Raw genomic sequence first — 11,833 nt, 5'->3', positions numbered from 1 at the left:
CCCTCCCTTCTCCCCCCACTCTCCCCCCTCCCCCCCCCCCCCCCCCCCCCCCCCCCCCCCCCCCCCCCCACACCGTCCCCCCGCCCCCCCCCGGTACCCCTCCACCAGGCGGTCCAGCCCGACGGCCGGGCTGAACCCCTGCTCGTACCGGCGTCGGGCGGCCCGGCCCAGCTCCCGGTTGGCCGCCGGATCGGCCGTGATCCGGCGCAGGCAGGCCGCGAGCGAGGCCGCCTCGCCCGGCCGGTGCAGCAGCCCGGTCACCCCGTCCTCGACGAGTTCGACGAAGGCGCCGTGACCGGCGGCGACGGCCGGCACCCCGGCCGCCATCGCCTCCACCACCACCAGCCCGAAGGCCTCCAGCCAGGTCGAGGGCGCCACCACGGCGACCGCCCGGGCGACGGCCTCCCGGCACTGCGCGCGGTCGTACAGGCCGGCGCAGCGCACGTCCGCCCGGCCCGCCGCCCAGGCCCGCACCTGCGCCTCCAGCGGCCCGGCTCCCGCGATCACCAGCGGCACCCCGACCCCGCCCTCGGCGGCGAGCCGGTCCCAGGCGGCCATCAGCAGCCGCACGCCCTTGGCCTCCGCGAGCCGGCCCAGGTAGAGCAGGTGCTCCCCCGCGCCGGTTCGGACGGTGCCCGGCTCGGGCACGAAGTTGTGCTTCACCGCCAGCCGTTCGGCCGGCAGCCCCGACCGCACCAGGACCTCGCGCTGCGCCGCGGAGATGCAGAAGAACCGCTCCACCCCCGTCCACCAGCGCCGCCGGTTGACCACCAGGCCGACCGCCAGCGGCACCGTCGCCAGCCGGGAGCCCCGGTAGCAGCCGTGCCGCACGGCGGGCAGCAGCGAGCCGCCGACGCACTCGGTGCACGGCCGACCGTCCCGCTGCAGGGTGCCCGGCGGGCAGACCTGGGTGTAGTTGTGCAGCGTCGCGACGGCGGGCACGCCCGCGTCGGCGCAGGCCGCCAGCACCGCGGGCGACAGCAGCGGGAAGACGTTGTGGACGTGCACCACGTCCGGCCGCTCGGCCCGCAGCCGGGCGGCCAGCTCCGCACGCACCGCCGGGTTCCACGGCACCAGCAGCGGCACCGCGACCTTGCCCGGCAGCGAGCGGCGGGCGATGTCGTCGCTGCGCCGCTCGAACAGCTCGACCCGGTGGCCGGCCTCCCGCAGCAGGCCCACCTCCTGGTCGACGACCTTGTTCTCCCCGCTCGGCTGCGCCGAGGCGTAGCGGTTGTGCACCACGAGGACGCGCATGTCAGGTGAGCTCCGTTCTCCGGGCCCGGGGCGCGGTGCGCCGCCGGGAGTCAGCAGGGGTCGGCAGGGCGGCGGGCTCGGCGGGCGCCGCCAGCAACGAGGCGGCCACGGTCAGGTGCAGCAGGTACGGCGAGGCGTCACCCAGCCCGGCCTCGGTGTACGAGGCGATCGCGCAGTAGCCGATCAGGAAGATCGCGCCGGCCCGGGCGAGCGAGGGCGGCCGCAGCAGCGCGACGCCGCCCAGCACGACGAAGACCACGGCCACCACGGCGACCCCGGCCAGGCCCTGTTCGTTGTAGACGGCCAGCCAGCTGTTGTCGATCGGCAGCCCGCCGAAGGACTTGTCGCCCAGCCCCATGCCGAAGACCTGCTCGACGGTGGTCCGGGGCGCCGCCAGCAGGGCGTCCCAGACCTTGGCCCGGCCGGTGAGGTTGGAGAAGTTCTCCTGGCTCTGGCCGCGCAGGAACCAGGCCTGGAGCAGTGAGCCCAGGCCCACCCCGACCACGGTGGCGAGCAGCACCGACCAGCCGAACAGCCGGCGGGCGGCTGCGCTGGTCAGCAGCAGCGAGCCGACCGCCAGCAGCAGTCCGGCGATCAGTCCGATGGTGGCGGTGCGGGTGTGGGTCAGCGCGAGCAGGACGAGCGAGGGCACGATGACCGTCGCCGCGCTCGCCCGGGTGGTGCGGCGGTCCAGCAGGAGCAGCACGGTGAGCCCGATGATCACCGCCGCGTACTGCCCGATCTGCGGCGGGGTGAGCGGCCACAGCGCGCCGACCAGCCGCCCGCCGTAGACGTCGGGGAAGGCCGCGCCCGGTGAGGCGACCAGGCCGGCGGCCACCGAGACCAGCACCACGAAGTACATCCGGATGTGGAACCGGACGAAGCTCTGGCTGCCGTCCCACCAGCGGCTGAGCAGCCACAGGGTGGCGACGAAGAGGGTCAGCCGGAAGCAGCGGAACAGCGCGCCGTAGCCGGAGTGCAGGTTGGCGCTGGAGATCACGCTCAGCACCAGCAGCAGGGTGAGCAGGAACAGGAAGGCGCTGGGCCGGATCCGCAGCCGCAGGTTGAGCAGCAGGGCCAGCGCGAAGGCGGAGACCAGGGCGCCCATGGTGGCCATCTGGATCAGCGAGCGGGGCAGCGGGATGATCGTCTGCGCCCCGGCGGAGCCGAGGGTGTTGAGGATCAGCAGGCCCCAGATCAGCTCGACGGTCCTTGGCGGGCCGGCCGGGCGCCCGCCCCGGGTGAGGTCGCGGGCGCGGGTGAGGTCCCGGGCGCGGGTGAGGTTCCGGGCCCGAAAGCGGGTCGCGGTTGCGGCCATCTCAACCACCGGCCCCGGGCTTGAGGGTGCTGCCCTGGTCCTGCTGGTACGGCGCGCCCTGCCACTGCTCGAAGTCGAGGGTGCGGCTCGGGTCGTGGGCGACGAAGGTCCACGGTCCGACGTAGGTGTTGTCGTGCCAGCGGTTCTGCTGCTTGCCGGTGACGGCGTCGGCCACCGGTTCGCCCTGGTACGGCGACCAGTCCGGGAAGGTGCCGTAGTTGGCCAGCACCGCCATCCGGCCGCAGGTCGAGGTGCAGCCGACCACGGTCGGGTCCAGCGTGAAGCGGTTGTCGTGGATGTCGACGCGTTGGGTCTTCCAGCGGCAGTCGTCGTACAGCGGTGGGGTGGCGATGCCCGGCCGGGCGCAGCGGGCGGTGTCCGGGACCAGCAGGGTGCAGGCACCGGAGGAGGTGTTGGCCGGGCTGTTGCAGAACCGGTCGGCGTTCTCCCACAGGGTGATGCCGGACCAGTTGTCCTCCAGCACGTTCCGGTCGATCTCGATCGTGTCGGTGCGGGCCTTGATCCGCGGTTCGCCGCCGGACTCGGACAGGTAGACGGTGGCGAACGGGAAGGTGTCGCCGCGGTCGGCGGAGCGGCGGCCGTCCACCCAGTTGTTGCGCCGGACGGTGTTGCCGCGGATGACGGCGTTGTAGCTGGTCTCGTAGATCAGCGCGGCGCCGTCGTTGGACTCCAGCAGGTTGCCCTCGATCCGGAAGTCGTTGTTGTTCGTGTCCGCCCACAGGCCCGTGCCGCGGTTGTCGTGCACCCAGTTGCCGAGCACGTCGGCGCCGTTGACGGCCCAGAACTTGACGCCCCCGGTGCAGCCGCAGCCGGGCTGGCGCGTCTCCCACTGGTCGGTGTCGTTGCCGGTGATCTCGTTGCCCTCGACCAGCAGGTCACCGAGCGGGGCGCCGGACTTGTAGGCGTTCATGCCGTACTGCCCGTTGCCGCGCAGGCAGCTGGCGCGGACCTTCTGGTGGGCGCCCGCCATCAGCCCGGCGCCGGAGTTGCGCTGGATCGTCGCGTGCTCGATGACCCAGCCGTCGGCCGAGTCGTGGTTGACCACGCCCTCGTTCTGCGGGGCGACGAAGCCCTGCACGGTCAGGTAGCGGATGGTGACGTTCCCGGCGCCGCCGCCGAAGGCGTACTGGTTGGTCCCGTGGCCGTCGAGCACCGCGCCGGGCGCGCCGAGGTAGCTGTCGCCGTCCTTGGGGACGACCTGGGCGTAGCGGTCCGCTTCGAGGCTGTGCGTCCCCGGCCCGAGCCAGAACGTGGTGTTCGGCGGGCTGGCCTTGGTCTTCGCGGCCAGGTCGCCGACCACCGCGGGGTCGACCGTCACCGCGCCAGCCGGGGCGGTGGCCGGCCCGGCCTCGGGGTGGTCGCACACCTGGGCCACCGCCTTGGCCGGGGACGCCGGGGCGGTCGGCTCCGCCGGGGCGTCCGACGTACTGGTGCAGCCCGCCGCCGCCAGCAGCGCCAGCACCAGCACCGACGCGGCCGACGCCGCCCGGCGCCACCTGGTGATCCCCACCGTCCCCTCCTCCCGCTAGCCCCGGAACCCGAGGACGCTGATGAACTCCCGCTCGCCGTCGGCGGTTCCGGTGCCGATCACCGTCGTGGCGGGTTCCTTGCGGCCGAAGCCGGCCGAGTACCAGCCCAGCGGCGGCGCGCTCTCGCCGCGGTGCGCCCGCCAGGAAAGCTCCCCGGGCAGGTCGAGCACCGCGGACCGGTCCTCGCCGTCCCTGGTCCAGGTCAGCACGGCCCGGTGGCCGGTCAGTTCGGCGCTGACCGCCGGGCCGAGGTGGAACGCCAGGCGCACGGCCCGCGCCGGGCCGCGCACCTGGTCGACCACCCGCAGCTCCCCGGTGGCGGCCGTCAGCTCCACCCGGCGGCGGTGCACCGCGTCCTGGTAGCCGTCGTGCTCCGCGCACCAGCGGGCCACCGCCGGGTCGGAGGTGTCCGCGACCAGGACGCGGGTGCGGGCGTGCCTGGTCCACAGGAAGGGGCCGCCGGACCCGGACTGGTCGGCGCCGCCCAGCTCCAGGGTGTTGTGCCCCAGCGTCGAGCGGAAGTAGCGCCGCCACTCGGGCTGCCCGTGGTAGCAGTACGTCCCCGGGTCGGCGAGCACGTCGACCCCCTCGTAGCGGACCTCCACGGACAGCGCGTCGGCGTGGCCGTGCGCGGCGATGGACAGGAATCCGTGCGGGCCGCCGTCGCAGCGGCACCAGATCTCCCCCGGGTTGCCCGGCGCCGCACCTCGCAGCACCGTCGTGCCCGCGTCCGGGAAGTGCACCGGCCGCGCCGCCGGGCGGGCCACCGTGCCGTCCTGGGCGTACGGCCGCAGCAGCGCGGCCAGCAGCGGGGTGCGCACATCGGTGCCGGTCACCGCCGGCCACCAGGCGAGCCGGCCGAACACGGCCTCCCCGGTGGCCAGCAGCGAGCCCCAGCGGTCGGTGCCCGCGCCGTCCAGGACCAGGCCGTGCCCGTCGTCGGCGTCCCCCTGGCGGGGCGGGCGCAGGCACTCGTCCACCACGGCCGCGAGCGCGTCGGTCATCCGCAGCAGCACCAGCCGGACGGTCCGGGGGACGGGCACGGCGGCCGCGTCCGCCTCGGCGAGCGCGGCCAGGCCGAGTTCCAGCACCAGTCCGTGGTACTCGGTGGCCAGTTCGCGGTTGAGGCCGGAGGGGAAGGTGTTGGCGCGCAGCTGCCGCTCCAGCGAGCGCAGCGCGTCGGCGCGCCAGCGCTCCGAGGCGGGGGACCAGCCGAAGGCGCAGGCCGCCGCGAGCCGCCCAGCGTCCTCGGCGATCACGTGGTTGTTCGCCGAGGAGCCCCGGCTGGGGAAGGCGGCCAGCCAGTGCTGGTGGTGCCAGATCTGTGCCAGCGCCGCCGGGTTGCCCTCGAACAGCCCGGCCGCGCCGGGCCAGCCGTCGAGCAGCCGGCGGATCCACACCCAGGACAGCAGCCGGATGCCCAGCTCGATGCCGCTGATCCAGTGCACGCCGCGCAGCGGCGGGTTGGCCTGCCACCAGGACCGCAGCTGCTCGGCCGCCCGCTCGGCGTACCGCTCGTCGCGGGTCAGCGCGTAGGCGGCGGCGAGCACCGTCAGGTGCTGGTGCCGGGACGGCTCCCAGATCTGCTTGATGTCGCCGACCGCGTCCTCGTCCCGGTAGGGCAGGTCGAAGGCGTAGCCGTCCGGGGCCCGGCGGCCGGTCTTCGGGTCGAGCCACCAGTCCGGGGCGGCCAGGTCGTCGCGCGCCACCCCGAAGAACTCGGCGTGCCCGTCCATCAGCCGGTCCGCTGCGGTGACCAGCCGCTTGGCGGCGTCCGCCGGGACGGCGGCGAGCGCCCCGGCGGGCAGTACGGCGGTGAACCGGGCGCCGGTGACGGCCGGGGCGGTCGGCGGCGCGGAGCGCCACCGCCGCCGGCGCAGCACGTCGCCGGCCCGGCCGCCGACCTCCTGCGGTCCCATCCGGGACAGCCGGCGCAGGTACCAGCCCGGGCTCATGGTCACTTCGGGCCCGCCAGGGTCACCGGCGCGCCGCCGGTCAGGGCGGCCTGGACGGCGAGGGTGGCCGCCGTGGTGGCGACCAGCGACTCCAGCGGCACCGGCATCGGCCCGCCGGTCCGCACCGCCTTGACGAACGAGGCCAGTTCGGCGGACTGGCCCTTGTCCCGGGCCTTCGGCAGCCGGGAGCTGACCCAGCGCTTACGGCCGGCTGCGCCACTGAAATGCACCGAGGCGCGGACGAAGTCGTCGAGCTCGAGCACCTTGCCGTCCGCGACGAGGTCCAGCGTCTCCTTGGGGAAGCCGGGCGCGCCGGTGGTGACGTAGCTGAGGGTGGCGGTGGAGCCGTCCGGGTAACCCAGCACGATCTGCAGGTCCTCGTTGCCGGCCGGGGCGACGGCGTACACCGAGACCGGGTCGGCGCCCAGCAGCCAGCTCGCCGTGTCGATGAAGTGCCCGCCCTCGCCCGCGAACCGCGTGCCCTCGGTGCCCTGCCGGAGGTACCAGCTGCCGTGCTGGAGCCGCCCGGCGTTGACCAGGTAGCGCAGGCTGGCCGGGCCGCTGCGGGTGCCGAAGCGGTTCCTGGCCTCGCGCAGCAGCGGCGCGAACCGGCGGTTGAAGCCGACCTGGAGGCGGTCGTTGCCGGATTCCTCCACGGCCGCGAGCACACGCGCCAGTTCGCCTTCGGTGAGCGCCAGCGGCTTCTCCACGAACACCGGCTTGCCGGCCAGCAGCGCCCGCTCGGTCAGGTCGGCGTGCGAGCTGTGCCGGGTGACCACGAAGACCGCGTCGATCGAGTCGTCGCCGAGCACGGCGTCCAGGTCGGTGGTCGCCCGGTCGAAGCCGAACTTGCGCTGGGCGTTGGCGGCGGACAGCGCCGTGGTGGTGACGACGGCGGACAGCGCGACGCCCTCGCGCTGCGCCAGGTGCGGCAGCAGCATCGACGTCGCGTAGTTGCCCGCGCCGACGAACGCCAGCCGCACCGGCGTCCCGGCGGGCCGGGCCGGTGCGGCGGGCCGGGCCGCGGCGGCCCGGCCGGGGCGGCGCACCTCGGGTACGGCCGGCGTCGGGGCCTCGGCCGTCCGCCCGTCCTCGGCGCCCGGGTACCGGAACAGCACCGCCACCGCCTTCAACTCGCCGTCCTTCAAACGCCGGTAGGTCTCCACCGCGTCGTCGAAGTCGGCGATGTGGGAGATCAGCGGCGCCACGTCCACCCGGCCGCGGGCGGCGAGGTCCAGGAAGCAGGCCAGGTTGCGGCGCTCGGTCCAGCGCACGTAGCCGATCGGGTAGTCCCGGCCCGCCAGTTCGTACTCCGGGTCGTAGCGCCCGGGGCCGTACGAGCGGGAGAACCGGACGTCCAGCTCCTTCTCGTAGTAGGCGTTCCACGGCAGGTCGAGGCGGCACTTGCCGATGTCCACCACCCGGCCGCGGTCCCGGCTCAACCGCGCGGCCAGCTCGACGGGTTGGTTGCTGCCGCCACCGGCCGCCAGGTACACCTGGTCCACGCCGTGGCCGTCGGTCAGCTCGGCGACGGCGGTCTCCACCACCGCGGAGCCCGGGTCGCCGCAGGCCACCGCGCCCAGCCGCGCGGCGAGTTCGCAGCGCACCGGGTCGGGGTCGGCCCCGACCACCCGGACGCCCGCGGCGGTCAACAGCTGCACCACCAGCTGGCCGATCAGCCCGAGGCCGATCACCAGCGCCACCTCGCCGAGCTGCGGCTCACCCTGGCGCACGCCCTGGAGGGCGATCGACCCGACGGTGCCGAAGGCCGCGTGCTGCGGCGCGAGGCCGTCCGGCACCGGGGTGTAGAGGTTCTTCGGCACCCAGTTCAGCTCGGCGTGCAGCGCGTGCTCGTTGCCCGCGCAGGCCACCAGGTCGCCGACCTTCACGTCGTCGACCCCGGCGCCGACCTGCTCCACCACCCCGCACAGCGAGTAGCCCAGCGGCGTGTAGGAGTCCAGCTTGCCCATCACCTTGCGGTAGGTGGCGGGAAGGCCGTTGGTGGCCACGCTCTGCATGACCTTGGCCACCTGGTCGGGGCGCGAGCGGGCCTTGCCCACCATCGACATCCCGGCCTCGGACACCTTCATCAGCTCGGTCCCGGTGGAGATCAGCGAGAAGGCGCTGCGCACCAGCACCCCGCCCGGCTTGCACCCCGGCACCGGCACGTCGAGCACCGCCAGTTCGCCGCTCTTGTAGTTCTGCACAACCTGTTTCACCGGAAGTCCCCTTGCTTCTCTAGCCGTTCGATGAGCGCTGAGCTGTTCAGTGGGCGGTGCCGTTCAGTGGGCGGTGGAGCCGGCGGTCGCGCCGCGGTACCAGTACTCGAGGGTCAGCACGTGCCACAGGTGCTTGGAGAAGTCCTGCTGCCCGGCGGCGTCCTCGGCGGCCAGCCGGGCCAGCGCGTCGCGGCGCAGGAAGCCGGAGCGCACCAGTTCGCCGTCGTTGATCACCTCGCGTACCAGCGGGGCCAGGTCCCGGCTCATCCAGGCCCGCAGCGGCGCGCTGAACAGGCCCTTGGGCCGGTACACGATCTCCCGGGGCAGGACGGAGGTGGCCGCCTCCTTGAGCACGGCCTTGCCCTGGCGTCCGACGATCTTGCGGTCGCCGGGCACCGTGAACGCGGCTCTGACCACCTCGACGTCCACGTACGGCACCCGCACCTCGGTCGAGGCGGCCATGCTGGAGCGGTCCGTGTAGGCGAGGTTGAGGCCCGGCAGGAACATCCGGGCGTCGCCCAGGCACATCCGGTTGACGAAGTCGTCCAGGTCGTTGTCCCGGTAGACGTCCGCGTGCTCGTCCAGCACGTCCTGGACCGTCCCGGCGAGGTCCGGGTCGACCAGGTCGAGCAGCTCCGCCCGGTCGTACATGGTGTAACTGCGCCGGAACGCCGTCTCCTCCGGCAGGTCGGCGAAGGAGAGGAAGCGCTTGGCGAACCGCACCGAGCGCAGCCCCCGGTTGGCGGTGGCCACCGGCAGCCGGTCCACCGCGGCGGACAGGCCGCGCCGCAGCGGCCGCGGCACGCGCTGGTAGCGCAGCGCCAGCTGGTTGGCCAGGTGCTTGCGGTAGCCGGCGAACAGCTCGTCGGCGCCCATCCCGGAGAGCAGCACCTTGACCCCGGCCTCCCGGGCGGCCGAGCAGATCAGGAAGGTGTTGATCGCGGCCGGGTCGCCGATCGGCTCGTCCAGGTGGTACGTCATCCGCGGCAGCAGGTCCAGCACGTCCGGGGCGATCTCGATCTCGTGCAGGTCGACGCCGAACCGCCCTGCCACCTGCCGGGCGTAGCGCAGGTCGTCCGGCATCGCCTCGAACCTGGCGTCCTCGGCGCGGAAGCCGATCGTGTACGCGGAGATCCCCGGGCGGTCGCGGGCCGCCAGTGCGGTCAGGTAGCTGGAGTCCAGTCCGCCGGAGAGGAAGGTCGCCACCGGGACGTCGGAGAGCAGGTGACGCCGGGTCGACTCCTCGACGATCGCGGCGAGGTCGGGCAGCTCTCCGGCCCGGGCCCGCTCCCGGCCCTCGGCGGCGACCTCCCGCAGGTGCCAGTACCGGCCGCGCTCCACCCGGCCGTCCGGCCGGCAGCGCAGCCAGCTGCCCGGCGGCAGCTTCTCCGCCTCGCGGTAGGCGCACCGGGAGTCCGGCACCCAGTAGTAGAGCAGCGAGGCCACCATCGCCGCGTGGTCCACCTCCAGCGAGCCGCCGGTGGCGGCGGCCAGCGCCTTGAGCTCGGAGGCGAACACCAGGCCCTCGCCGCGCCGGAGCAGGAACAGCGGCTTGATGCCGAGCTGGTCGCGGGCGAGCACCAGCTCACCGGTCCGCTCGTCGAAGACCCCGAACGCGAACATGCCGCGCAGCCGGGGCAGGCAGTCGGTGCCCCAGCGCCGCCAGGCCTCCAGCAGCACCTCGGTGTCGGAGGTGCCGCGGAAGCGCACCCCGGCGGCGGCCAGTTCGGCGCGCAGCTCGGGGGCGTTGTACAACTCGCCGTTGTAGGTCAGCACCAGGCCGTCCTTGGCCATCGGCTGGGCGCCCGTCCCGGAGAGGTCGACGATGGCCAGCCGGCGGTGCCCCAGGTGCACCTCGCCGTCGCCGAGGGAGTGGCTGTACCGGCCGGCGCCGTCCGGGCCGCGGTGGGCGAGGGTGTCGGTGAGCAGGTCGGTCACGACCTTCCCGTCCGGCCACCGGTACGTTCCTGCGATGCCGCACATGTCCTACCTCGCCTCCTGGTCGATGTCCGGGACCCGTGCGGTCCAGGCCGGTAGCCGTTCGGTCCGCCGTCGGCCCGGCCGTCTCGGGCGGGTCGGCCGGTCGTCCCGGGCGGGCGGCTCCTCGGTCGGGCCCTCCCACCGGGTGCCGTCGGTGCGGTCGCGCGGGTCGGGGTCGATCAGCACCACGCCGAGCACCGGGATGCGCTGGTCGGCGAGCCGGCGGGCCACGGTGTGCAGCCAGGCCGCGCTGCCCTGGCCGGCCCGGACGACGAGGACCGTCCGGGTGCCGAGGTGGCGCAGGTCGGTCCAGGCCGTGCCGGGCGCCACCGAGCCGACGCCGAGCCGGCGTTCCGGCGGCCCGGCCCCGGCCCGTTCGCCGTGGACCACGGCCCGTTCGCCGCGGACCACGGTCGGCTCCCCGGGCTTCGCGGTGCGCTCGGCGAGTTGCGGTCCGGGCAGCCCGTCGACGACGACCACCGGCCCGTCCTGCTCGGTCAGCGCCCCGGCGAGGTCCAGGGCGAGCGCGCCGGTGCTGTGCGCGCAGCCCAGCTCCAGCAGCGACACCGGCTCGGCGCAGCCGCGTACGGTGCGGGCCAGGGTGGCGGTGACCCGCTCCCGGGCGGCCCTGGTCCGGCGCGGCTGCCAGCGGCCGCGCGAGCGGCGCGGCACCCGGTCCAGCTCCGCGATCACGGAGGCGCCGAGGTGGGCCGCGATGTCCCGGCGCAGCACCGGGCGGTCCGCCACCACGGCGCCGACGGCGGCCACGGCGATGCCGAGGAACAGCCCGAGGACGAGTCCGATCCCGGCGTCGGTGGCGGCCGTCTTCGGCAGCGACTGCCGCACCGCGTGCGGGGCGTCCACGATCTGGGTGCCGGCCACCAGCCGGGGCGCGCCGACCTTGGCCTCGGCGGCGCGCTGGCCGAAGTCGGTGATCCGGGCGGTGAGTTCGGCCCGGCTGGCGTAGAGCGACTCCAGGTTGGCCGGGCCCTTGGCCCCGTTCGGCTGCGTGCCGGCGCCGATCTGCTGGTTGACCTGGTCGAGTTCCTGGCGCATCCGGTCGCGCTGGTCGAGCAGGGCCTTGGACTCGGCGTCCGCGGCCTGCTGGATCCGCTGCACGTGGTCGGCGACGAAGGCCTCGGCCAGCGCCTTGGCGCGGGAGCGGGCCTCGGCGTCGCTGCGGCCGGTCACGGTGATCTCCAGCAGGTTGTTGGTCAGGCCCGCCCCCGCGTACTCCTTCATGAAGTCCTCCGGCTTCTCGGTGGACCCGAGGGCCTGGAGGGCCTGGGCGGCGATCCCGGTGGTCTGGAGCAGGGCGGCGTCGGTGCGGATCAGCGTTCCGGGATCGTTCGGCTGGTCCGCCGCGTGCGCGACCAGCACCTTGGCCGTCGCACTGGGCGGCGGCGGTCGCAGGACGGCCAGTGCCGCGCCGGCCAGCAGGCCGAGCAGCGCCAGGGCGCACCAGAGGCGGCGGCGCCTGCGCACGGCGACCACCAGCGACTGGAGGTCCAGCAGTGGAGCGGCGGTGGACGACTCCCCCGTCGTACTCGTCGTCAC

Annotated in this window: 7 protein-coding genes; all 7 read right to left on the bottom strand. The window is 74.7% G+C overall.

Features of this window, described 5'->3' with window-relative positions; all coding sequences use genetic code 11:
* Positions 1-1,254: glycosyltransferase (locus ACZ58X_RS22955; protein ID WP_470335466.1), on the bottom strand; the 1,254-nt coding region annotated here is incomplete at its 3' end.
* Position 1,255: 1 nt separating this feature from the next.
* Positions 1,256-2,572 (bottom strand): O-antigen ligase domain-containing protein, encoded by a 1,317-nt coding sequence (locus ACZ58X_RS22950; RefSeq protein ID WP_470335465.1) that lies wholly within the window; start codon positions 2,570-2,572, stop codon positions 1,256-1,258.
* A gap of 1 nt (position 2,573) precedes the next feature.
* Entirely contained in the window at positions 2,574-4,103 is a 1,530-nt protein-coding gene (locus ACZ58X_RS22945) for a right-handed parallel beta-helix repeat-containing protein (protein ID WP_470335464.1), read from the bottom strand.
* A gap of 15 nt (positions 4,104-4,118) precedes the next feature.
* Positions 4,119-6,077 carry a heparinase II/III family protein gene (locus ACZ58X_RS22940; RefSeq protein WP_470335502.1) on the bottom strand — a complete coding sequence of 653 codons (1,959 nt, stop codon included), beginning with the start codon at positions 6,075-6,077 and terminating at the stop codon, positions 4,119-4,121.
* Positions 6,078-6,079: 2 nt separating this feature from the next.
* A complete protein-coding gene (locus ACZ58X_RS22935; RefSeq protein ID WP_470335463.1) occupies positions 6,080-8,296 on the bottom strand; it encodes a bi-domain-containing oxidoreductase in 2,217 nt (738 codons plus the stop codon).
* A gap of 63 nt (positions 8,297-8,359) precedes the next feature.
* On the bottom strand, positions 8,360-10,279 hold the full coding sequence (gene asnB, locus ACZ58X_RS22930; protein WP_470335462.1) for an asparagine synthase (glutamine-hydrolyzing): 1,920 nt from the start codon (positions 10,277-10,279) through the stop codon (positions 8,360-8,362).
* A 3-nt stretch (positions 10,280-10,282) separates the two neighbouring features.
* Positions 10,283-11,833 (bottom strand): Wzz/FepE/Etk N-terminal domain-containing protein, encoded by a 1,551-nt coding sequence (locus ACZ58X_RS22925; protein ID WP_470335461.1) that lies wholly within the window; start codon positions 11,831-11,833, stop codon positions 10,283-10,285.

Source organism: Kitasatospora sp. NPDC040550 (genome assembly GCF_055594965.1).
The sequence above is the reverse complement of the archived record's forward strand: the minus strand, read 5'-3'. Positions and strand labels throughout refer to the sequence as shown.

Coding starts and splice junctions, on each gene's coding strand:
- ACZ58X_RS22940 (WP_470335502.1), bottom strand. CDS start 6,077: ATGAGCCCGGGCTGGTACCTGCGCCGGCTGTCCCGGATGGGACCGCAG.
- asnB (WP_470335462.1), bottom strand. CDS start 10,279: ATGTGCGGCATCGCAGGAACGTACCGGTGGCCGGACGGGAAGGTCGTG.
- ACZ58X_RS22950 (WP_470335465.1), bottom strand. CDS start 2,572: ATGGCCGCAACCGCGACCCGCTTTCGGGCCCGGAACCTCACCCGCGCC.